General features: G+C 44.7%; 22 protein-coding genes. 8 read left to right on the forward strand and 14 right to left on the reverse strand.

From position 1 onward, the window contains the following. Window positions 1-18 precede the first annotated feature (18 nt). Window positions 19-513, forward strand: a complete 495-nt coding sequence (locus tag R7Z78_RS19540; RefSeq protein WP_104976354.1) for a peptidylprolyl isomerase — start codon at window positions 19-21, stop codon at window positions 511-513. 397 nt (window positions 514-910) lie between these two features. On the opposite strand, the gene R7Z78_RS19545 is transcribed toward R7Z78_RS19540, so the two are convergent. The 8 genes from R7Z78_RS19545 to R7Z78_RS19580 form a co-directional block, all read right to left on the reverse strand. Further along, window positions 911-1,546 carry a DUF2268 domain-containing putative Zn-dependent protease gene (locus R7Z78_RS19545; protein ID WP_104976355.1) on the reverse strand — a complete coding sequence of 212 codons (636 nt, stop codon included), beginning with the start codon at window positions 1,544-1,546 and terminating at the stop codon, window positions 911-913. A gap of 68 nt (window positions 1,547-1,614) precedes the next feature. Then, window positions 1,615-2,406 (reverse strand): LytR/AlgR family response regulator transcription factor, encoded by a 792-nt coding sequence (locus tag R7Z78_RS19550; RefSeq protein WP_053303980.1) that lies wholly within the window; start codon window positions 2,404-2,406, stop codon window positions 1,615-1,617. 15 nt (window positions 2,407-2,421) lie between these two features. Further along, on the reverse strand, window positions 2,422-3,444 hold the full coding sequence (locus R7Z78_RS19555; RefSeq protein ID WP_104976356.1) for a sensor histidine kinase: 1,023 nt from the start codon (window positions 3,442-3,444) through the stop codon (window positions 2,422-2,424). Continuing rightward, complete coding sequence (locus R7Z78_RS19560) at window positions 3,445-4,791, reverse strand: hypothetical protein (RefSeq protein WP_104976357.1); 1,347 nt, start codon at window positions 4,789-4,791, stop codon at window positions 3,445-3,447. It abuts the gene before it with no gap. Between the two features lie 45 nt (window positions 4,792-4,836). Next, entirely contained in the window at window positions 4,837-5,622 is a 786-nt protein-coding gene (locus R7Z78_RS19565) for an outer membrane lipoprotein-sorting protein (protein ID WP_104976358.1), read from the reverse strand. Continuing rightward, window positions 5,615-6,883, reverse strand: coding sequence for an ABC transporter permease (locus R7Z78_RS19570; protein ID WP_104976359.1), 1,269 nt, complete (start codon window positions 6,881-6,883; stop codon window positions 5,615-5,617). The genes R7Z78_RS19565 and R7Z78_RS19570 overlap by 8 nt, the downstream gene beginning before the upstream one ends. Continuing rightward, complete coding sequence (locus R7Z78_RS19575) at window positions 6,871-7,569, reverse strand: ABC transporter ATP-binding protein (protein WP_104976360.1); 699 nt, start codon at window positions 7,567-7,569, stop codon at window positions 6,871-6,873. Before R7Z78_RS19575 ends, R7Z78_RS19570 begins: the two co-directional genes overlap by 13 nt. A 9-nt stretch (window positions 7,570-7,578) precedes the next feature. Beyond that, complete coding sequence (locus tag R7Z78_RS19580) at window positions 7,579-8,247, reverse strand: hypothetical protein (protein WP_005383200.1); 669 nt, start codon at window positions 8,245-8,247, stop codon at window positions 7,579-7,581. Window positions 8,248-8,640: 393 nt separating this feature from the next. On the opposite strand from R7Z78_RS19580, the gene rodA reads away from it, so the two are divergent. After that, the gene (rodA, locus tag R7Z78_RS19585) at window positions 8,641-9,723 is read left to right on the forward strand and encodes a rod shape-determining protein RodA (protein ID WP_065275570.1); all 1,083 of its coding nucleotides are present in this window, start codon (window positions 8,641-8,643) and stop codon (window positions 9,721-9,723) included. A gap of 73 nt (window positions 9,724-9,796) precedes the next feature. Here rodA and R7Z78_RS19590 read toward each other — a convergent pair whose 3' ends face one another. From R7Z78_RS19590 to R7Z78_RS19600, 3 genes are all read right to left on the reverse strand, one after another. Beyond that, the gene (locus tag R7Z78_RS19590; protein ID WP_005374482.1) at window positions 9,797-10,513 is read right to left on the reverse strand and encodes a YebC/PmpR family DNA-binding transcriptional regulator; all 717 of its coding nucleotides are present in this window, start codon (window positions 10,511-10,513) and stop codon (window positions 9,797-9,799) included. Window positions 10,514-10,648: 135 nt separating this feature from the next. After that, on the reverse strand, window positions 10,649-10,858 hold the full coding sequence (locus R7Z78_RS19595; protein ID WP_005374484.1) for a DUF3283 family protein: 210 nt from the start codon (window positions 10,856-10,858) through the stop codon (window positions 10,649-10,651). Window positions 10,859-10,958: 100 nt separating this feature from the next. Continuing rightward, window positions 10,959-12,857 carry an ATP-binding protein gene (locus R7Z78_RS19600; protein WP_054575279.1) on the reverse strand — a complete coding sequence of 633 codons (1,899 nt, stop codon included), beginning with the start codon at window positions 12,855-12,857 and terminating at the stop codon, window positions 10,959-10,961. Window positions 12,858-12,925: 68 nt separating this feature from the next. Here R7Z78_RS19600 and R7Z78_RS19605 point away from each other — a divergent pair, with 68 nt between their 5' ends. Beyond that, window positions 12,926-13,681 carry a substrate-binding periplasmic protein gene (locus R7Z78_RS19605; protein ID WP_005374490.1) on the forward strand — a complete coding sequence of 252 codons (756 nt, stop codon included), beginning with the start codon at window positions 12,926-12,928 and terminating at the stop codon, window positions 13,679-13,681. A gap of 68 nt (window positions 13,682-13,749) precedes the next feature. Here the strand turns inward: R7Z78_RS19605 and ribA are convergent, their stop codons facing one another. Further along, a complete protein-coding gene (ribA, locus tag R7Z78_RS19610) occupies window positions 13,750-14,811 on the reverse strand; it encodes a GTP cyclohydrolase II (RefSeq protein ID WP_005374492.1) in 1,062 nt (353 codons plus the stop codon). 238 nt (window positions 14,812-15,049) lie between these two features. Continuing rightward, window positions 15,050-15,247, reverse strand: a complete 198-nt coding sequence (locus tag R7Z78_RS19615) for a PA3496 family putative envelope integrity protein (protein WP_005374493.1) — start codon at window positions 15,245-15,247, stop codon at window positions 15,050-15,052. A 361-nt stretch (window positions 15,248-15,608) separates the two neighbouring features. On the opposite strand from R7Z78_RS19615, the gene R7Z78_RS19620 reads away from it, so the two are divergent. Genes R7Z78_RS19620 through R7Z78_RS19630 form a run of 3 tightly spaced genes read left to right on the forward strand, consistent with a single transcriptional unit; the run spans window position 15,609 to window position 17,859 of the window. Continuing rightward, a complete protein-coding gene (locus R7Z78_RS19620; protein WP_005374497.1) occupies window positions 15,609-16,457 on the forward strand; it encodes an ABC transporter ATP-binding protein in 849 nt (282 codons plus the stop codon). A gap of 2 nt (window positions 16,458-16,459) precedes the next feature. Beyond that, a complete protein-coding gene (locus tag R7Z78_RS19625) occupies window positions 16,460-17,392 on the forward strand; it encodes an ATP-binding cassette domain-containing protein (protein ID WP_104976361.1) in 933 nt (310 codons plus the stop codon). Then, the gene (locus R7Z78_RS19630) at window positions 17,392-17,859 is read left to right on the forward strand and encodes a transcriptional regulator (protein ID WP_065275567.1); all 468 of its coding nucleotides are present in this window, start codon (window positions 17,392-17,394) and stop codon (window positions 17,857-17,859) included. The genes R7Z78_RS19625 and R7Z78_RS19630 overlap by 1 nt, the downstream gene beginning before the upstream one ends. A gap of 289 nt (window positions 17,860-18,148) precedes the next feature. Here the strand turns inward: R7Z78_RS19630 and R7Z78_RS19635 are convergent, their stop codons facing one another. Further along, on the reverse strand, window positions 18,149-20,119 hold the full coding sequence (locus R7Z78_RS19635) for a replication initiator protein RctB domain-containing protein (RefSeq protein ID WP_005374502.1): 1,971 nt from the start codon (window positions 20,117-20,119) through the stop codon (window positions 18,149-18,151). 1,238 nt (window positions 20,120-21,357) lie between these two features. Here R7Z78_RS19635 and R7Z78_RS19640 point away from each other — a divergent pair. Both R7Z78_RS19640 and R7Z78_RS19645 read left to right on the forward strand, forming a co-directional pair. Continuing rightward, window positions 21,358-22,575, forward strand: a complete 1,218-nt coding sequence (locus tag R7Z78_RS19640; protein WP_005374503.1) for an AAA family ATPase — start codon at window positions 21,358-21,360, stop codon at window positions 22,573-22,575. A 7-nt stretch (window positions 22,576-22,582) separates the two neighbouring features. Next, window positions 22,583-23,557 (forward strand): ParB/RepB/Spo0J family partition protein, encoded by a 975-nt coding sequence (locus R7Z78_RS19645; protein WP_005374504.1) that lies wholly within the window; start codon window positions 22,583-22,585, stop codon window positions 23,555-23,557. Window positions 23,558-23,620: the final 63 nt, after the last annotated feature.

A 23,620-nucleotide genomic window follows, 5' to 3' on the forward strand; every position in this document is an offset into this window, starting at 1 on the left:
CCTACAAGGGCAAACCAGATGATTATTATGACCACCAATTTCGGTGACATCGAGATTGAACTGAACCTAGAACGAGCGCCAGTTAGCTCAAAGAACTTCAAAAAATACTGTGAAGATGGCTTCTACAACGGCACCATTTTCCACCGCGTTATCGATGGCTTTATGATCCAAGGTGGCGGTCACACCGAAGACATGGCAGAAAAGCCAACGCGCGCACCGATCGCCAATGAAGCAAACCGTGGTCTAAAGAACCTTGTTGGCACTATCGCAATGGCGCGTACCGATGCACCGCACTCTGCAACGGCACAGTTCTTCATTAACTTGGAAGACAATAATTTCCTAGACCACACCGCAACCACCAACCTAGGCTGGGGCTACGCCGTGTTTGGTAAAGTGACCGCGGGTATGGATGTCGTAAATCGCATCGCGAAAGTGAAAACGACCTCTAAGCTTGGTCACGATGATGTGCCATGCGATCCAATCATTATCGAGAAAGTGACAGTCAACGAATAAGCCCATTCGCCTCTGCGGAGAAATCGTCGTTATAAAACGAAGAAAGCGCCTAACGTCTTATGATCTAGGCGCTTTTTGTTTTTATGACTCAGCCGATTATACCCAAGTGACTTCAAGATGCAGGATTCAGAGCGTTGTCATTGATTCGAGGTCAAGGAAAACAACGCAGCGTAATAGCCAGCTCTTTCCAAGTTGTTTGACACAGAAGTCGAGCCAATGACACGCTCCCAAAGGGCCCTCTTTACAAATAGTAAGGGTCTTGGATTGTATACTTTGTTGTCGATTCTCGAATTGGGCCCACCAAACCTTTAAATCGCCGCCGCGTCTACAAACCAAGTCATTCTCGCTGAACCTAGCATCTCGAGGTTACTTGGGTATAGTTTGGCTTGTGCCGAAGTTATTGATAGAAAAGCTCAGCTTTGGCTCCAACCAAATCCAGTTCAGAGCCTTGAAAATCAGCCAGATATTCAGCAACAAGGTTGTACCCAACCCAATACCCCATGTATTTCGGCCAGCGGCTTTCATCGCTGCCAAGAAAGTAAGCGTCGAAGTTGTAATCTAAGCTGGTCAACTTGCCTTTCATCTCAGCGTAGAAAGGGCGCCAATCTTGATCTTTGATTTGCTCAAACAAGCTCGGAGTGACGCCGCCATTCACCTTACGTTCGAAGTGACAAGCTAACCCTTCCATAATTAGTACATCACCAAGTGCAACGCCACTTTCTCCCGCTCGCATACGGAACAGGTGATGCAACTCATGCGCTAACACCGCAGCTATTTCTTTCTCAATAACGTTTTTAATATCAGTACGTTGAGTATCAAGCAGAACCTCTACACGATAGGCACTTAAGCAATAGCCACCAATCCCCGTCTGCGGTACGTCATTGCGATCAAACGGGCTAACGGTTAGGTCGACGTTACTTAAATCAAAGTAACTAGAAAGCTGTGAGCTCAGGTCATCAAGTTTCTGATGTAAATACTCAGCGAGTGGAGACAACTCTCCCGTTGCATTTAAGAGGGTTACGCGATAACTCATTTATCTTCCTTGATAATGTGGGTTAAGAGCAGCGAGTTTACAGTGTAAAGAGTGAGCAGTTCTAGCGATTACATCCCTTTGAACAAACTTTGAGATGCACGACTCACCGGAAGCTTAGTTTCTCCAACGTGAACAAACATTCTGCCAGCAAAGTCTTTGTTTACTTTGCTAATTTTGCACACTTGCACCACGCTTGAACGGTGCACTTGCCAGAACTGTTCTGGGTTAAGCTGCCCTATCAACTCTTTCAAAGATGTACGAATCAAATACTCCTGCACTTTGCCTTGTCCTTGTTGGGCATACACAGAAACGTATTTTTCTTCCGCTTTGAAATACAACACATCAGACGTGGCGATCAGATGAATGTCTTCCCCTTGCGTCGCTTTGATCCACTGAAGATATTGCGGTGTTTGTGGCGCGGATAATTGCTGCAACTGTTCTAACAGGCTGCTCATCTGCACATTACTGCTTTCTTGCTCTCGCTTAGCAAGGCGTGCTTTCACTCTTTCACACGTCGTCAGGAGGCGCTCATCCGAGATAGGCTTGAGCAAATAATCGGCGGCATTTTGCTCAAAGGCTTTTATGGCGTAATCATCGTACGCGGTAACAAATACAATCAAAGGCGGGTTGGCGAGTTGATTGAGTTTTTGCGCTAATGTCATGCCATCCAAAACTGGCATACGAATATCGAGAAACGCAATGTCAGGTTGACTTTGCTCAATGGCTTGCAACGCTTGTTCACCATCGGCGACTTTGGCTATCACCTCTAACTCTGGCCACACTTCAGCTAGGCTTTTATCAAGATGACGCCTCAATAGCGGTTCATCATCAGCAATAATGGCAGTAAACCCTGTATTCATTCCTTTCTTCCTTGATTACGATTCCATTGGCCAACTCAGGCGAACACAAACGCCACCCTGAACAGACTCACTGATAGAGACCTCTCCTTGCCCTGCGAACAAAGCTTCAACTCGCTGCTTGAGATTACTTAGACCCACACCAGAGCCCATGTGACCACTCACGTGATTCAAGCCAACACCCGTGTCTCTGACTTCAATCCTCAAGTTCTGTTGTTCGCGCTTGATGAGCAAGCTGACTTCACCACCCTCTCGCTTCGGCTCAATACCATGGATGATGGCGTTTTCGATTAAGGGTTGAAGCATCATCGGCGGTAATTCGGTTCTGCCTAGCCCTTCTTCCACCTCAATCTTGTAACTGAGTCGATCACCCAAACGAGTTTGTTGGATGCCTAAGTAAGCCTCAAGTAACGCCGTTTCATTGTCTATGGTGGTGTGTTCTTCGCGTGAGCTTTTGAGCGTTGCACGCAGCAGCGCGGTTAACTGTTCTAGCATCAGCTTGGCTTTATCAACATCTTGCGACATGAGCGCACTGATATTCGCCAAGGTATTGAATAGGAAATGCGGTTCAATCTGGCTTTGCATCTGCTTAAGCTGACTTAGCAACAGCGCACGATCTTGCTCTGCTTTCTCGCGCTTGATGGCTTCCAACTCTCGTTGAGCAACCGCCTCTTTCTCACGCGAGTAAAAATAGAAATAACACATACCGCTAAACAGTAATCCCATTAAGCCAACAGGGATCATATCGGAGATACCAAAATACTCTCCGAGCCAAAATTGCGCATTAATCACCCCAAACAATAAACAGGCAACAAGCGAACACACCACTTCTATCATACGTGGGATGGCTGGAAACAAACGGTCAATCAACCATGAGAAGAAGATAGCCGAATAGCCAAATCCGAAGCTAACCGCTACATGAATGTAAAATGGACCGCCCCAAACCGAGAGCGTCATTGCTGCGATAAAGAGACAAAATGCCGTGGTCACTAATAAGCTACGCGGCCATCCACTTTTCACCACTGATTTTGCTGAACCCATTTAGAATTTCCCTTTGATGTTAAATACAATCATATGCTTATCATTGATTTGTGCGTAAGCAGATTGGTCGTCTCCGGTTAAAAAGCGTGCGGCAACTTCCACTTCTACACTTTGATCGCCAGTATCAATCCATTGGTAGTTAAGCCACTGCGTGACAATCACACCACCATCTTGTGGCGACAGCATCAGATCCAACGTAGGGGTTACATCACTTAGCCAGCCCATATCCGCTTTGCCGTTCCAAGAAGCCCACGCTTCCAAATCCCAACTCCAGTGCAGCATTAGGTTATGCTGAACGATATTGGCATGCTGAAACCCTTGGGCATAGCTTGTCGCAAGTAGAGCGCTGCTAGCCAACAGAGAGTTGTTAGGATCAGGGATCCGAGAGAGAAATTCTCCACGCTCTATTGCTTGTTGCCATTCGTTTTTCGACCATGCTCGGCTGTCGTACCAATATTCAGCAATCACGTTGTGTCCGGCTTGGTTTGCCCAGTTCAATCCAATCAAGGCTTGGAATGCGCTGCCCTGCTTCTCAACCGAAACAGGTTGGTAAAGATCGTCTTGCTGAAACTGATAGCCGACACTTTGCTTTTGCCACAGCATGGAACCGTGCATGGCGATGGATTCATCCCACACGGCGATGGCACTGGCGCCAAGTAAACCTCGGCGCACATCATCGTAATAACCAATAAGTTGATACTCGGTATCACCCACCAGCGCATAACGACGAATACCAACACCTTGCTGCTCTGCGGCTTGATCAAGTGCACTCTGGTCTTGTTGCCCCCAGCTTGAATCCGTCGCAATAACTGTCCACTCGCCGGCCATATCGTAGTGTGAAAGTGAAAACACGCCCGCCCCCTCTTCTGCGACTAAGCCAACCGGGTTTTGTCGATAAGGCTTAAACAGGTCCAAAGGTCGGTAGCCATAACCCACTCCCCAATCCACGCGCAACTTACCCAAACTCACATCAAGTGTAGTGTCACCGACTTGCCACTCCCCTAGCCAAGCCAACTCTCGAATCAACAGTTGGTTATCAGCTTCACTCCACCAATCACTCTCTCCTTGTTGGTTGAGGTACAACCCTTGGCTGTACAGAGCAAACAAGCCACTGAAGTTCTGATAATTCACCAGCACATCCAACAGTGCATTAAGTGAATCACGAGAACTGCCCTGCGCCTGCATAAACGCGCTATCACGCAGCTTGGCAGTTTCGTAACTGACAGCCCAATCCCACTCAAAACTCAGCTCATCATTGGCAAAAGCAGGGGCTGCTGCGCCCACACACAATGAGGCAGCAATCAACAGACTGGTGCTTTTGTTAAGGTTAGGCTGGTGCGGTTTCATGTGACTTCCTTGCTCGTTTTCATGGTTCTCTTTCCGAAGCTCAGACTAAAGCTGAGTCGTATTGGCTTTCGGCAAATAACTTGGGTTGTAGAACTTGTTGTCCAGCTGCCAAGGCACGATTTCTTGGTACTCGATAACGGTCTTTTTGCTCGGCTGAATGCTATCAAGCAAAGTCATCTCACTGACGTAGTCTTCGCCATTGTCGCTTGCACGTCCGTATTGCGCTTGCTTGGCGAGTTTGCCAGAGCGCAAGTAGAGATCAGCTTTAATTGGAAACGCATCTTGCTCAGACAACCATAAGTCGATCTTCTGATAACTCGCCCCTTTGGTTTTCGCGGTTAAAGCAAGATGATAAGCCGCGACACTTTCCCCGTTCACCGAAACGGTTTCTGTCGCTTTCCATTCACCTTGATAATCTTGGCTCCACGTCAGGGTTGAGATGTCGCCGATAGACGCTTCACCAAGCAACTTCTGCATTGGCGTAATGCGAATCGGGCGGCGGCTCTTTGGCATTTGCAGCCAGTAGTTGTCGCCCATCATCAGCATCTTTTGCCCAGCTTCGACTGCTGATTTGAACACCACCAGCGATTCACGATTTGGACGCGTGTACACGTGGTAAAGGCGGGTTTTATCTAACTCTTGGTCTTGATATAGGCGCACCAGTGACACCACTTTGGAGGAGTCATCTTGCAAACGGTAGCTATCCGCTTTTTCAATCAATTGCGCGACTTGCTGTGCATCTAGCGCTGTTTCATTCGCACTGGCATTCATGCATGCAACGCTGCTTACCATCAACAGTGAAATTGGTAATAGTGATTTGAAATTAAACATAAATCAGTGCCTCCGTAATTGGCTTGTTCACCCCTTTGCGTGCCGAGAAAAACGCCGCAACCAAACAAATCATCAATACTGCGAATCCTGCTATAGCCATCAGCTCCCAAGAGAAGTAAATCGTTAATGGGTAACCTTCTGTGCGTCCTGGCGGTGGCGGCATTTGCACATCCACGACCATCAGTAAGACGGTGACTAGCGCCGTAAACAAAGCACCGATTAAGCTGCCAATCACGGCAAGTAACCCTGCTTCGCGCAAGAACCCAGCAATAATTTCGCGAGGGTAGCTACCAAGTGCTGACAAGGTGCCAATTTCACGTGTACGCTCGGTGACCGACATGGTCATGGTGTTGAACAGCGCAACAAAGACCACCAGCGCCATCACTGCACCCATGATGCCGAAGATACGGTCGTACAAATCTTTCACTTTGAGATAGAAGAACGCACGTTCTTGCCAAGGCGTAATCTCAATACCTTGGTCGCCAAAGTTCGGCTTTTGCTTACTCAGAACCGAAGCCACTTGTTGCTCGACTTGGCTCGTTAAATTGGTATCGAACAGGAAGACAGATAACGCACTGACTTTGTCTGAACCGAGCAGCGATTGCGCGCTGTTGATGTGCACGTAAAGCTGGCGTTTATCAAGCTCAGGCACTCCTGTTGAATAGATGCCACGAACTCTGAAGTCATACGCGTTCAATGCGCCGTCGGTAGTGGTTGCCAGTAAGGTAATCCAATCGCCAACGTGCACGCTTAGGTTATTCGCCAAATCAACGCCAAGCATCACCTCCGGCTCTGCAGGGTCATAACGCGATGCGTGAATGTTGGACAGCGTCTGCCCTTCGCGCACATCCAAAAACGGTCCTTTCATATCGAATTCTCGTTCGTTCACGCCAATGCCGATAAAGATCGAGGACTTGTTGCCGTTGGAAATCAAACCGCTGAACTCAACTCGTGGCTGCACGCCTCGCACTTCATTCAATCCAATCAATTGCTTGGTGATGTCGTCGGCGTGAGTTAAACCGTTACTCAGTGGCATCTCTTCTTCTTTGGCGAAATAACCCGGCGTGGTTAACGTCAGATGCCCCGTATCACGCGCTGTCGATTCTTTCAAACTGTCGTAGGTGTACAGGCCAAAACCACCCGCACTGGTTAACGCAAACACGGCAATAGCGATGATCAGCATCGACAACAAACTGCGACGGCGATTGCGTTGCAGGTTCAACCAAGCAAGGCGAACGGAAACTGGAATTAGCTTGCCCATGAAACCTCCTCCACACTTGCGTGCGTTTGAGTAATTTTGCCGTCCACCAACTCAATGGTTCGATCGCAGCGAGATGCCATACGAGGGTCGTGTGTGGCGACGATGAAAGTAGTACCAAGCTCGTGTCCGAGTCCTTTCATAATGTCGATGACCTTGTTGGCAGTTTGGCTATCAAGGCTTGCGGTTGGCTCATCGGCAATCACCAACGCCGGTTTGTGTACTAACGCACGAGCAATTGCCACACGCTGCTGCTGACCGCCCGACAAGTTATCGGGCATGTGATGAATAAACTCGCCCAAGCCAACGTGTTCTAGCATTTGTGTAGCGAGCTCGGTTTGTTCCGCTTTTGAAAAACCGTTGAGGTGTAGCGGATACGCCACGTTCTCTAACGCTGTCATCACGGGCACAAGATTGAATTTTTGAAATACAAAAGCAAGCTTTTCACGGCGCATTTTTGCAGCCTGCATTTGTCCGGTTGGGTATGGGCTGCCTGCAAATGTCACCTGACCTTGGTATTGAGTATCCAGCATGCCAAGCACATTAAGTAAGGTGCTTTTGCCTGAACCAGACGGCCCGCACAATGCCACCATTTCGCCGGCAAACACTTCACCAGACACGTCTCGCAATGCACGCACCGTTTGGTTGCCAAGGGCGTAATCGCGACTGAGTTGATTAAAAACGATCATGACGCCTCCCTAATACTTGGCTAGCAACGCTTTCGCGGTTTGCGTTTCTAGATTGCTGTCGCCCAATTGCTCCATTTGCGCTAACCATATTTTGGCTTGTTGAACATCTTCAGCGCGCAGTGCCGCTTCAATGGCGTAGCGATAAATCCACGAAGTAGCCGCGAAAGGTTGTTGGCTAAAACTCGGTTCATCGAGCAGAGAAAGGTACAGCTCGTAGCCACGCTCAAAGTGATTGAACATATCTGGCAGAGAAGTAAAGGTAGTGGCTGCCATGGCGGTGGCTAATTGATATTCCGGCAAGCCTTGTAAGCGCTGTTGTTCTTGCAGTGGTACTGGCTGATTCGCCATTAGATCCAAACCTTTTTGGATTGTGGCAAGACCGCGCTCGGTGAACTTCATCTTGTTCCAAGGCATAAACGCCTCACGACCTTGCAACGTCTCTGCACTGCCTAAATACACCAAGGTCACTGGCGTTGCGCCTTGCTCTTCGAGTTGTTTGGATAATTCGCCGTAAACGGTATCAACTAAACCAGAGTCACCCTGCGCCGCTTGGTTGAATTGACTGAGTGTGCGCTCGCTTGGGTTAGCCAGAGCCAGATTGCTGCTGAGTGCAAATGCGGCGATAAACGTACTTGCCAGTTTAAGAGCTTTGATTGAGCGAGATTGAGAAACCATCATGTACTGTCCTTAGTTGAACGTGATTTGATGGTTTCAGATTAAGGGAGAAGATCGCACGCTGCTTTTACATGCGACCAATGGCAGTTATGCGGAGTGAATGGTATTGAGAGAGGATGAATGACATTCACTTAAACAGAAAATACAATTCCGCTCATTCGTAACTCTACATTTTTACGGCAGTCACAATAAAAACACTGGCTTAAAATCTGAGGCTAGTGTATTTATCCATCCCACAGCTACCCATAACAGACAGTGTCGCACTCTCCTTTCTTACACACCTTTGCATGGTGTCTGTTGTTTCCAAATCGAGATTCTTAGCATCGGAATAGTTTGAACTCTTCGAGTTTTAGTTGTTTTCGCACTCAAAATAGGTGCGTTATTAGGTCGTTGAAAATGAATAAGCGTTATTTCCCAAGAGTTGATTTGCCACTACTCATGGCGATCATTCCGATCATGCTGTTAAGTTCGCTCACTCTCTGGAGTGCCAGTAGCTTTAATGAGGCGATGCTCTTCAAACATTTGGCGCGCTGCGGACTGACATTAGTTTGTATCTTGGTCATGTCCTCGATTCCAGCGTCCAGCTATCAACGCTCAGCTCCATATCTCTACATTATTGCGGTTGCGCTGCTACTTGCTGTCGCTTTATTTGGTGATAGCACCAATGGCTCTCAACGTTGGCTCGATATCGGCTTCTTCCGCTTTCAACCGTCTGAGCTAATCAAACTTTCCATTCCAATCATGATCGCCTGGATGCTGCATATTGAAGGAGGTCGACCAGACAGTCGGAAAATTGCGTTTTGCTTACTTATTACAATGATTCCTGCCGGGTTAATCGCGCTACAACCGGATTTAGACGGTGCAGTTTTTACCATCATTTATGCATTGTTCGTTTTGTTTTTGGCTGGCATGAGCTGGAAAATAATCTGCGGGTTTATTGCGAGCATTTTAACGTTAGCACCTATTTTATGGTTCTTCGTTATGGAAACCTATCAAAAGAGCCGTGTAACACAGTTCTTGCACCCTGAGTCCGATCCACTGGGTTCGGGCTACCAAATCATACAATCTTTGATTGCGATTGGCTCAGGCGGTATGAAAGGTAAAGGTTGGATGAATGCAACGCAGGGAACACTTGGGTTTATTCCAGAAAGTCATACGGACTTTATTTTTTCGACCTATGCAGAAGAATGGGGCTTTGTTGGCAGTTTAGTCTTACTCGCATTGTACTTGTTTATCACTGCACGCGTTATGTTGCTTGCATGTCAGTCTGACCACTTTTTTAGTCGGCTGGTAAGTGGCGCATTAGCGATGAGCTTTTTTCTGTATGCTTTTATCAATACGGGCATGGTGAGTGGCTTGTTGCCAGTAATGGGTAGCCCACTTCCCTTCTTTAGCTATGGCGGCACGGCGATGCTAACTCAAGGTATCTGTTTTGGTGTAATCATGTCGCTGTGTTATTCCAAATATCGTAACGCATAGCTCTGCTTGAGAAAAAGCGATCAAAAAAAGGCTTCCCTGAGGAAGCCTTTTTACAACGATATGAGCGAATTAATTACAGCTCTGCGTTGTGGTAAACCTGCTGAACATCATCACAGTCATCTAGAAGATCTAGGAATTTCTGGAACTTCTCAGCATCTTCACCCGATACAGGCGTATGAGTTTGCGGAACGAATGTGATTTCTTCAACATCGATCGTTAGATCTGGGAATGCACCGTTAAGCGCAGTTTTTGTTTTGAAGAATTCAGTGTGAGGTGCGAATACAGTGATAACACCGTCTTCTAGCTCAACGTCAGTAACGTCTACGTCTTCCATCATTAGCGTTTCTAGGATGATTTCATCATCGTCGCCTTTGAACTGAAATACCGCTTGGTGATCGAACATGTGAGAAACCGAGCCCTCAACACCAATTTTCGCACCGACTTTCACAAAGCATTGGCGTACATCTTGGAAAGTACGGTTGCCGTTGTCTGTTAGACAGTCAACGATAACGCTAGTACCGCCAGGACCGAAGCCTTCGTAACGTGCTGGAGTGTAGTCTTCACCACCGCCACCGTTCGCTTTGTCGATCGCTTTATCGATAACGTGCGCAGGAACTTGGTCTTTTTTCGCTTTTGCGATCAGGTGCTTCAAAGACAAGTTCATGTCTGGATCACCACCACCGTTTTTCGCGCACATGTAAATTTCTTTACCGTATTTGGAATAAACTTTAATTTTCGCGCCTGCAGTTTTCGCCATAGAGGCTTTGCGCACTTCAAAACTTCTTCCCATCGGGATGTCTCTCTAAATTCAAATTTAATGCGAAGGATTTTAGCAAAAAGCGAAACCTTTTCAATTTCGCTTAGCAAAGGAATAGGGAGGTTACCTCATTCGTCGCATTGGATTGAACCATTGCCACGGTTCGCGTTAAGCGACACCCATTACTCGTTTGTACTTTTCGACCGATTGCTGGAAAAACGCCTTTTCATCAGCATCGTTAATCTTGGACAACTGTTCTTCTATTGCTTCAGGACCAGATTTGGCCTCTCTGAGCTTCCAAACCAAAAACGACGCCTGCTTATCCAGTTCGATTTTGTTTTTTTCGTCAGGCGGCAATAGGGATAGATTAAACGACATTCACAGCCTCAAGGTACTTTAAATACTAGCCGGGCACTATATCACACAGAGTTACAATTACAGAATAGAAACGCACTTAACTTGATCGATTTCAAGTTAACTATTTAGGCACAGCGCTGATTTTCAGTGCTTTTGGTAAATGCTGTTCGAATATTTGTTGTAATCGAGTCTTGGTAACGGGTTTAGCCACGAACTCGTTCATCCCAACATCGAAGCAATGTTGCTGATCCTCTTTAATGACATTGGCACTTAGCGCAATAATTGGAACGTGTTTCCCCCACTCTCCCATTTTTCGAATTCGCTCCGTAGCAATAAACCCATCCATCACAGGCATTTGGCAGTCCATAAAAATCAAATCGAAAGGCTGCTGATCACACAGCTGCAATGCTTCTTCGCCATGGTTGGCGACACTCACTCGCACACCCAGTTTTTCTAACATGATGCGAACTACCTTCTGATTGACGATGGTATCTTCAACAACCAATACCCAAGGTTTATCGTTATCTTGAGGGCTGATTTCGTTGTCTTCCGCTTTCGGGAAATCTAATACATTAAGTTGGTCGGTATAGGTCGATTGCGCATTTATTACAGCAACAGGAATCGAAAATTCAAAACAGCTTCCCAGCCTAAGCTCACTTGTTAGTTGTATTTCCCCTCCCATCAAGTTAACCAACTGTGCAGCTATCGCCAAACCAAGCCCTGTCCCACCATACTTTCTGGTGGTACTACCATCAGCTTGTTGGAAGCGTTCGAAGATTGCTTGTTGGTGCTCTTTCGCAATACCAATACCAGAATCCACAACTCGAAACCGGATATGAGCGGTCTCTCCATCAAGTCGAGATAACGCTACAAGAAGCTTCACATGGCCGCGCTCGGTAAATTTAATCGCGTTGCTCAACAAATTGTTCAGAACTTGTTTCAATCGTGTGGCATCACCTTGCACTTCCATTGGCAAGTGAGGATCAATATCGCTGAGCAGCTGTAAGTTTTTCTGCTTGGCTTTGACACTATGTAAACTGATGACATCGTCAAGTAGCTCGCGAAGATCATAGCTCGTGTATTCCAGCTCTACTTTGCCAGCTTCAACTTTAGAGAAGTCCAAAATGTCGTCGATGATCGTCATTAGTGAGTGAGAAGAACTGTCAATGATCTCTACAAACTCTTTTTGCTGGGGATCGAGGTCGGTGTCATTGAGCAACGACGACACACCAATAATGCCATTCATCGGTGTGCGGATCTCATGACTCATAGTGGCAAGAAACTCACTTTTCTTACGATTAGCGACTTCTGCCCTATCGCGTTCAGCCTCTAACTCAGTCTGGTGCTCTTTCACTTTCTCAACACTTCGGTTGTATTTCTCTGCCAAAACACTCACTTCATCAAAGCACCATCGTTTAGGGAGAGTCACTTTACTCGGCACTGTACCGCCACGAAAATCGCTCACCGCACCAGACAGCAATTGTAACGGATTGACCAACAAGCGAAACGCCACCCAAAGAACACCAATGATGAGGACAAGAATTTTGATCGCTTCTGTCGTAAGTAGAAAAAAGAACTGCTGCCAAAGATCTTCATATATCGCGCTAAGATCCGATTGAACCGTTAATATCGCGAGATCATACGTTTTATCGCCGACCCGATACTGCATCGGCCAGCTTCTCTCGACAACATCCTCAGAAAGCGCCGAACCTAATTCAATGATAACTTCGTCTTCACTAGCAATACGTAAGTAGTCCACCGAGGGCATACGCATTGCACCTTGAGCTTGTGTCAGCAACAGCTCCCTATCCTCTACCCACAAACTCGCAGAAAAGCTCGATAAATAGCTAGACTCAACCTGCTTTAATTCAACATCTAAATGGGCTAAATCTTCGTGAAAAACTCGATATAAGCTCACTGTAGAAATGATGACCGTAAAGATTAAACTCAACGTTAATACCGCCAACATAAGTTGGTTGCCGATACTAAAACGACGTTGAGATCGCTCTTTTTCATCCATATGAAACCGCTCCGATAAACTTGCGCTACTCTAAATATAGCTACGCACAAATAATAATCGAGGATACGATGAAAAGACTTCTACTTAGATTGGCTTTTAGCTTAATTGTTGTAAGTTCTCATGTGACCGCAAATCAAGTGAACTATTACGTCATTGCTGAACAAGCTCGACCATTTCAAATTGAACAACAGGGACAAATGCACTCCGGAATTGTGACCGATATCGTCAGCGCTATCTTCGCGGAGTCGGATTACCAAGTGAATTATCACACTTATCCATTTAAGCGCATGATTTCCATATTGGAAGAAGGCGCTGAGCCAAACTGGTTAACTTATGGCAGCCCGAACTGGGGCAAGGTGCAATCGGAAAATTTATCTGAGGAGCCCATTTACACTGTAAAACATGTACTGGTGTCGAGTAGCGAGAAGCCTTTAGAATTCAAAAATATGGATACGATGCATGGTCGTTCTATTGTATTACTGCTGGGGTTTGATTATCCAAATTTAACACCGTTCTTTGAAAATGGCAGTGTCAATGAAATGCGTGTGAAAGACTACAACGCCGCATACCGAGTGATAAGCCGAACCCCTGGAGATACAGCTTTTGTCGAGATGGAATCCCGAGTCCTTTACAACTTAAAGCGACTCAATTTGCCGTTAGAGAATTTTCAGATACAGCCTTTCAGCTCGGTTATTCCTGACTACTCAATCTACCTGGCTTTTTCACCTCAAATGCAACCAGAAACTCAAAATTACATCAATACACGACTCGTTGAATTAAAAGCCTCAGGGGAAATTGATGAAATCATTCAAAAGTATCAATGAATCAACTCATTAACAAAAACGCCAACGATGATACGTTGGCGTTTTTGTTTCTGGGAAATCTGTAGCACTTACTTAATGTGGTTAACAAACTTAGGATCAAACATGTGCCCCAATTTACTCGCCTTGGTTTGCAGGTAATGTTGATTACTTGGGTTATTCCCTTCTTGTAATGGCACTCGTTCAATGACGTTAATATCAACCGCTTTTAAGGCGGCGAGCTTGCGTGGGTTATTCGTCATTAGACGCACAGCGTCAATCCCCAAATGCTCTAGCATTCCTTTACAGAACGCGTAATCACGCATATCAGCGGCAAAACCTAAACGCTCATTTGCTTCCACGGTATCTGCGCCATCATCTTGTAAGTGATAGGCACGAATTTTATTAATCAAGCCGATTCCACGCCCTTCTTGACGTAAATAAAGCAGCACGCCACATCCCTCTTTGACGATGTTTTGTAGCGCTCTATTAAGCTGAAAACCACAGTCACAACGCGTGCTAAATAGAGCATCTCCTGTAAGACACTCCGAATGCAACCGAATAAGTGGAGCAGCACTTTTTGTTGGCTCACCATAGACCAGAGCAAGATGCTCTTTATTTGTCGCGGCTTCAATAAAGCCGTACATCATAAATGTGCCCCACTGGGTGGGCAATTTGGCTTTATCGATAAACTTCACGAGATTGTAAGGCTCAACATGTCTCAGCTCTGCCCGCACATTCATCAGAATCTCTCCTAGATGATTTTCTCCTTTACCATCTCCCCCGTCTCCCCAAAAGGCATCTTTATGAGAATGCTCTGTTAGGCAAGCGTTACCCGTTCTCATTAATTGCTGCGCTAATGGTGGATTTTGTAGAAACTTTTCCCTAACGATGAAAGCCATAACAGCCAACTTTATATCGTCCCAATCGCTTCTGACAAAGTGTTCGTATTTGCGGCTTAAAGCAAACGCTTCGTCAGGGGTGCTTGCGTGCTGAATTTTACTTTGCAACTGAGCATCGAGAAACTTTTGGGCTTGGTAATAATGTTCGCTGGTGGGCCAAGTTTGGGAGGAGATATTGACTGGGGCATGGCAAAAATTTGAGAGAAAACCGTGGGGCTCATCGGGCTCATAAAAAAGGATTTGATCAACCATACTTGCGCTCCTTGCTTTGTGGTTGCGATAATCAACAAAAAGCATATCGCTACTGATATATCTAGTAACACAAGGTCAGATTGTCAAACTTCTTCGGGACGGGACGTGAGTGTGAAACTCGTGCTTTTGAGGCGCAAGACAGATAAATGGAGAGTTTGAATAAGAGAGTAATAGAGTGAAAAAATAAAAAGGGCAGTCCGTCGACTACCCTATGGGTTGCTAAACCAACCTGAGGCGATCAGTGTATCAAGCCAAGCTCCCTTGCTTCTTCAATGGTCAACCCACTTTCACGGATCTCACGTAACGCTTCAATGCGTCTTCTGGCTTCTGCTGATTTCACTGTTTTCTCTGGCTTCACAACGGTTTCCTCATCAGGTAATTCCCATTTGTGAGCGATGTTGGTCATCTCGTCATGGTCGATAGAATTAATGGACATATTTCCTCCGAACACACCATGTTTTCGATGCGTAATCTATAGCAAAACCGGAACAAGGTGGTAAGAAAAACTGTAGGGAAATGTGACCCCTCCCGCCCTTTCGCTAACTCCTTAATAGATTCATCATTTAAGTTTTGCCAAGGGACAAATTTACGATTAAATTTGAGTAATTCCCCCTACGAAAAGTGTGCTGATCTAGCTCTCAATTCTGCTCTTCTTTAGTTTTATCAACGACGCATTACACCACTTCCTGTTTCACCTAACTTTCGAGTCACTTCACTGATTCATAGTTTGATACTTTCTAAAAACCGCCACACCTGATAATGATAATAATTATCTTTTAGATTGGTAAGGTGTTTATATGGATGGTATTAACTTAAGTCATGCATACCACAATGACCCGGTCATCCAGATCCGAGATTTGTGCGTCGATTACATCACTGATAATGGTGATTTTAATGCGGTAAAGTCCGTCAGCTTTGATATCGGCAAAGGCGAAGTATTTGGTCTTGCCGGTGAATCTGGATGTGGTAAAAGCACAATCGCATTCTCAATAAATCGTCTTCATAAGCCGCCAGCGTTCATTTCTGGCGGTAAAATATGGTTTGATGGCAAAGATATCCTTAGTATCTCAGACTCTGAACTGACCGCTCTAAGGTGGAGTGAAATCGCCATGGTGTTCCAGAGCGCGATGAACTCACTCAACCCTGTCTTAACGATACAAGAGCAATTTGCAGATGTGTTACGACATCATCAAGGCCTCACTAACGCTCAAGCAAAAGATAGAGCAGAAAAGTTGTTGGACTTGGTCAATATTCCTCGAGAACGCTTAGCAGAATATCCTCATCAATTTTCAGGAGGAATGCGTCAGCGCTTGGTGATAGCCATTGCTTTGTCTCTAAATCCAAAACTGATCATTATGGATGAACCCACAACAGCATTAGATGTAGTGGTACAGAGAGAAATTTTACAGCAAATTTATCAGCTTAGAGATGAGTTCGGTTTTTCAGTCCTCTTTATCACTCATGACCTGGCACTCATGAGCCAACTATGTGATCGAATTGCAATCATGCGTCACGGAGAAATCGTCGAAGTCAATCGAGCATACGATATACGCAATCATCCTCAACACCCCTACACGCAAAAGCTATGGGCTTCTTTCCCAAACATCCATGACGTCCACAAACAACCAGAGTTACAAGGAGCGTAACCATGAGCCAGCCTATCATCCAAATGAAAAATGTGATTAAAGAATTCAAAGTGAGCGGTGGTTTAGCGAAAGAGGAAACCTTTCGTGCGCTTCAAGGAGTGACTTTTGATCTGTACGCAGGAAAAACCTTGGCTTTGGTTGGAGAGTCAGGCTGCGGTAAGAGTACTTGCGCTCGTTTAATAACCAAAGTCTATCCAGCAACGCAAGGCGAGATCCTTTTCAATGGCACTGACATAAATGAGATCACGTCACGATCGGCTCTACAAGAATATCGCAGTAAAGTACAAATGGTGTTTCAAGATCCGTTTGGCTCTCTCAATCCAACTCATACCATTCGCCATCACCTAACACGTCCTTTAAAAATTCATAAACAAGTCAAAAACGCGCGCGACATCCCAGCCCGCTTGGAAGAGCTCCTAAAGCTGGTGGAACTACCTGAAGAGACATTGAATAAGTTCCCTCACGAACTCAGTGGTGGGCAACGTCAGCGAGTAAACTTAGCAAGGGCTTTAGCGGTAGGTTCGCAAATCATTCTTGCGGATGAGCCTACGTCTATGCTGGATGTTTCTATTCGCTTGGGAGTGTTGAATTTAATGCAACGAATGAAGCAAGAGCTGGGAATTGGTTTTTTATACATCACTCATGATCTGGCGACTGCGCACTACATCGCGGAAGAAACCGCAGTAATGTACAAAGGGCAAATCGTTGAATGGGGCGACACTCATTCAATACTTAAGAATCCGCAGCATCCTTATACTAAGCTGTTGATTTCTGCCGTTCCTGATCCTGACTTACCTTTTGGTAACTTAGTGAAAAATGAGCCAAACTATTCGATAGATGCCGATGAAATTCGTCAACGTAGCAGCATAATTGTCGACGAATTTGATCAAATAGGGCCAAATCACTATGTAAAACAATGGACTGAGGCAGCGTAATGGATTTGAGTACTTGGCAAGATCAAATCGCCATGTGGTACGAACAGCGGAAACATGATCAAGTAGAAAAATTGGAAACGATCTTATATCAGGTGCCTGATGACGTGTTTGGACCCGAATTGAGTGATCTTCAAAGTAAAGCGATTGCTTGCTGGTTGGATGGATGTTTACGCGTGTTTCAACATGCAAGGTACCAAGACCCTCAGAAAGCATATCAAACCTTGCTTTATACGAGTGCAAAGCTTGAACAAGCAGCATGCCAAGTCTCGACTGATATTCTGATCAAAGATTGGTGTTTGAGACGACTTCAGCATCTCACCGTTGTGGCGTTAGAGTTTTGTAATCAGCAGTGTGATCAAAACAAGTGGCAGGAACAAGCCCATAGCTTAATCGAATCACATGTTGCGTTGATGCGTTCATTACACTGGAATGAATCCAAGAAGCATGATCAAGGTTTACCTCATTAGTCCGGAAAAATGATCAAGGCTTAATTAGCGGAATTTTAGGCAAAAAAAAGCGAGTTTCCTGAGGAGAAACTCGCGAAGTCTATTCAGAATGAATGTAACAATATGAGCCAATCTATTAATCATCAGAAAGGACAAAAGGTTGTCTATTCGGGATAAATAGTAGTATTAGGCTTGGCTTCTAATGTCAGTGGTTTGTAAGAGTTAAGTCTGTTTTTTATCATCGAAAGACATTGTTACATTTCAAACCGATACATCACACCTATAGCTTGATACACATCAAGCGACACTTTTAAATCGCCATTTCATCCAAGGCACGAAATACCATTTCATCCATGTGACCATCGAAGATTTGACGACAAACTTTCCGACGCACCGCTAACCCCGCAATCAAGCGCTCGATGGTAAGATGCTTAACATCGTTCTGGGTGTTAAACAGCTCGACGGTTTTACTTAATGTCTCATAAGGAATCGGCTCATCCCCTACCCTTAGCCAATCGAGCTTCTCTATGTAATCTGAGCACTCTTCTTTGATTGAGGCATAGGAGTGCCCTGTCATCGCAGACAAAGCCGTTATACTGCGTTCTAGAGCCTCTGGTGAGGTATATTTAGATAGAGTAATGGTGATCTCATCAGCATTGATCTCTACCAAATGTTTTCTTTGCTTCACGCGTCGCCCTAAATTTCCTCTTGGAGACGGTGCTTTGCGTTGAATGGGCTCAAATTCGCCGTCTATGATGCCTGAGAGCTCCTCAAGCTGCTGTCGGGTTACCATCTCATTACGAAGCGGGTTTGGCAGCGTAGGCGCCATGTTGCGCTTGCCTGCGTTGGTTGTACGAGCACGTGAGTAACGCAGCACCTCTTCGACGTCACATTTGATGTCGATCTGGTAATCCATCACTTTATCATTCTCGATCATAGTTTCGATCGTTAAGTGATAGCCCCATAAGTTCACCACAAAAAGATCGTCTGTCCCTTTGCCGTCTGACAAGCGTTTCAGCTCACGGATCAGATCCATGGAGAACCGACGCCATTCAATGTTACGTGCAAGCTTCTGATTTAACTCACTCAGTAGCATGCAATCCGTGTGACGACGAACCATGCGACTACGGAAGAAAGAGTACAGTTGAAACACCAACGTATGTTGTTTCAAGATCTCTGGCGGAAACAAGAAGAAATAATCGCGTGTTAACAGCTCTTCATAAAACGAAGGTTCCCAAACTAAAATATATAAGTTTGGCTTGATACGAATTTCACCATCGCTTCCCTCCACAGGTGCCTCTTCAGAGGCTGTGATGGTTCGTGCAAGAAAACGAAAACGATCACTTTTGAAGCCCTCTGGCATGTTTTCACTTAGCCAACGTCCAGTAAGTTCATGGAGCTGAAAATCAGTGAATTCAATGCGATCAATGCTATCGCGAATGGAATCACGAGCTGGGCCACTGTCTTTTTTGCCTCTGAGCGACAAAATATCAGTGATGTATAGCGGCGTTTTGTTTGGTACGTGAGCAGCATCAAGCTGATACTGATCTTTGTGATGATCATGATACTGAACCGTTAACGTGAAGAGAGCGAACAGGGTCATGAGATCATCCACAGTCATGATATTTTTGGATGATCGCGTCTCAATAACGGCTTTTGTGCCAGAGATCGACACCATGGATTTCTGATAACTTTTTCGAGTTCTTGGTGGCGCAAGTGCTTGGTCAATTATCCCAGCCCAATTTGTTGGAGATACAACAAATTGATCGGCTTCATCTTTCATCGTGGGAGGTGTGTTTAACCCGTGCTCATTCAACAAACGTTTGTTTACTTGAGTCTGAGCCAATGCTTTCGAACGTTTTTGTTTCTCGTTCTGGCGAACTTTGTCGGTAACAAGACTTGTTGCTCCCAACACAGATATAAGCTGATTGGGATTCACAAATTTATGTAGCATCGTTTTACCAGCAAGTCCCTCTTCAAAACGCACTGGAGTTTGAGTAAATAAACCAATATTTACTGCCGCGCGCAAACGTTGTTGCAGAGCTGCACGTGTGAGTTGCCCATCTGTTGCTTCCACAATCTCTGTGGTTGAAACCAAACCATCCTTGCTGCTGAAGCCTCGTAATGAGATCAGATTAAGCAACTCTAAGATGCTTTTGGTCACCCCTTTGAAATGTTGGTACTGCTCTACCCAATCCGCAGAGGATTCATGTACCTCAAAAAGATGGCCATCTTTGTGGCTTCTCGGTGCTTTAATCAGAATTTTTTCATCAGCCGTCATTTTAGATCCAGATCACACTAGCCGTAGTTGTGCTATGGTTCCGAAGAATAAAGAAAAACAGATCATAAATAAAGAAAAAAGATTGTTTTTTAAATAACTGATCTTTTTGATTAATCTGATCTTAATTGATTATATGATCTAATGATCTGGCTTGAAATTTCTCGCTAAGCTTTTGTTCTATAAGACTATTATTTCCATGCATTTCGGAACTATGATCATAAGAAGTCTGAAAGTATGATCAACAATAACCTGAAAGCATGATCATATTTATTCGTAAGCATGATCATTAAGGTTATGAAAAGATGATCAAAAGAGTCTCGAAACGATGATCATGATGTTTTTACAGGTTATCCACAGATGCAGTATTTAATAATGATCTTCACGATGATTATATTGTGCATTGGTGATGTTATTTATACTCGGATCGATGATCAAGAGCCAATATATCTATCGTTCTGGCGCCCATATTGATGAGATATCACTCATCTGATTAAAATACATTCAAGTCGCTCATATTTAGAAGTAAATCCTAGTCTCTGCTTATTTACAGGAAGCATGATCATGAGAGCGTGATTTATCATAGCAACTTGAGCAATTTCATTGTTCCGGCTTCTATAACGTCAATTTCTGCTCAATCCCCCATTCTGTCTGCACTCAACCGTAAATCAGAGAAGAAAACTCATGCTTCCGAGAGATTCTAAGGCTTGATCATATTTCCGATTAATGGATCTTATTTTATTTGCGTGTTTACACCGTACTCTGCTCAATTTTGCCATGATCATGCTTTCGGATTTGTTTATTAACACGGAAGCATGATCATAAGTATACCTTGATCATACTTCCATAGATGTTTCGCTGGAACTGCCCTATTTTGTTCGGAGACATGATCAAGGTGTTCAGGTCTTTATTGTTCCGATATTACTTACTATTTTTCGTTTAAATTAGGTTGGTCTAACATAATCCGTAATTTAGCTTAAGATTATAATCGTTCCGGTAGAAAATTGATTTACATTGTAAATGAGTGACGCTGTAACACTTTTTATTTTTAAGTTTAGGTGTCCACTTATGAGAAGATTATTTGATTAAAAATAGTTATCTTTTTGACCATAAATCATAAAAGCGTCGATTTGGGTGTTTTTTTATGTGATGGTAATTCAAAATGTTCGTGCACCTTTTTGTTGTTTTTGGTCTTTACTGCTGTACAATTGCAATTATAAATCCTTCCAACGGAATTTGGCATGAAAAGAGAAAAAACGATTGAAAACCTTCTTGAGTTAGCGGAGCTGACTCAGCAGGTTCAAGCTGACCGTATTGAAATTGTTTTAGAAGAGCGAAGCGATAACTACTTCCCACCAATGTCGAAAGCGATGATGGAAACCCGTTCTGGTCTAACTCGCCGTAAGCTCGACGACGCGATTGGTAAAATGGAAGCCGCTGGGCATCAATTTACTAAAAACAACGCGAATCATTATTCAATTACGTTAGAAGAAGCACACATGCTCATGGATGCGGCTGAAGTGCCTAAATTTCATGAGCGTAAAAAGAATTCAGGTAACAAACCTTGGATTATTAATGTGCAGAACCAAAAGGGCGGTACAGGTAAATCAATGACCGCGGTTCATTTAGCGGCATGTTTAGCGCTAAATTTGGATAAACGATACCGTATTTGTTTAATCGACTTAGACCCACAAGGCTCGCTACGTTTATTCCTCAACCCGCAAATCAGCATGGCAGAGCATGATAATATCTATTCTGCGGTAGACATTATGTTGGGTAACGTGCCTGATGGTGTGGAAATTGACAGTGAATTTTTACGTAAAAACGTATTGCTGCCAACGCAATATCCGAACTTAAAGTCGATTTCAGCGTTTCCAGAAGACGCGATGTTTAATGCGGAAGCATGGCAAACGCTATCTGAAGACCCATCACTCGATATCGTCCGTCTGCTGAAAGAGCAACTGATTGATAAAATTGCTGATGACTTCGATATCATTATGATTGATACCGGTCCACACGTTGACCCATTAGTATGGAATGCGATGTATGCATCAAATGCCTTGCTAATTCCTTGTGCGGCTAAGCGTCTGGACTGGGCTTCAACAGTAAACTTCTTCCAGCATTTGCCTACGGTATATGAAATGTTCCCGGAGGACTGGAATGGTCTTGAGTTTGTTCGCTTGATGCCAACCATGTTTGAGGACGACAATAAGAAGCAAGTTTCTGTTTTAACTGAAATGAACTATCTTCTAGGTGACCAAGTTATGATGGCTACTATTCCTCGTAGCCGTGCGTTTGAAACCTGTGCCGATACCTACAGCACAGTATTTGATCTGACAGTAAGCGATTTTGAAGGCGGTAAGAAGACACTAGCTACCGCGCAGGACGCTGTTCATAAAAGCGCACTGGAATTAGAGCGTGTCCTGCACTCTAATTGGCCGTCATTGAATCAGGGGTAATAAGTAAATGGCTTTGAAAACGTCTGAATTAAACGCGAAATTATTTGGCAAAACGAATAAGCGTCGTGTTGTGACTCCGCAAGAGGCGCAAACTGCGGCAAAAGAGAAAGCTCAAACGATTGAACTAGCAGTTGCAGGTGAAAATATTGTTCAGTTTGAACTTGTGCGTATTCCTGCAAATAAAGTTGCGACAGAAACAACAGTATTTGTTGATAACGCTCGTGAGCAATCGTTCTTAAATGAACATGCTTTATCTGATGTTTTAGTCACACTCAAAGAGCGTGGCCAACAATATCCAGCTGTAGGTCGTAGAACTGAAGATGGCAAGATCGAAGTTTTAGATGGTAGCCGTCGTCGCATGTCTTGTATCCTCGCTGAACAAGATTTTTTGGTTTATGTTGCTGACAACATCAATACTGACCATGCTAAGTTTTTGTCTGATGTGGCAAATGCTCACAAGCCGCTCTCTTTATATGAAAAAGGGAAAGAGATGCAGGCTAAGCTTGATAGTGGTGAAGCTGAAGATCAGAAAGCATTGGCAAAAATGTTCCAGTGCAGTGAAGCGTTGGTAAGTGGCGCTTTAAAAGCCGCAGCATTACCGTTAGAACTGCTTCAAGCGTATCCGAATGTTGGCGATCTCGGTCGTCCAACAATCGTGAAACTGCACAAACAGTTTTCAACGCTGACGCCAGAGCAGCAGCAAGAGCTGTTAGATAAATGTCGCTCTAGCGAAGGGTTTTTATGGCAGCGAAGCACAGCTCAAGGCGTTGCTCGTCTGACAAAAGAAGTCACGGAAAGCATCGAAAATTGGATTACTGAACTTGCACCAGCAAAACCTGGCAAGAAGACGGAAAAAGTCGACTTAGTAAAAGGTCGAGCAAGCTATAGCCGAAAAGGTAGCAGCCTGGCGTTGAACTTGAAGAAAGTTGACGACAGCTTAATGGAAGAGATTCTTGCGTTTGTACAAACCAAACTGCAATAACAAATGATGATTGAATCAACCGCCTCCGGGCGGTTTTTTTATATCTGAGAAGCGTCAAATTAA

It is taken from the genome of Vibrio sp. 1167 (assembly GCF_033340375.1).
Taxonomy (GTDB): Bacteria; Pseudomonadota; Gammaproteobacteria; order Enterobacterales; family Vibrionaceae; genus Vibrio; species Vibrio alginolyticus.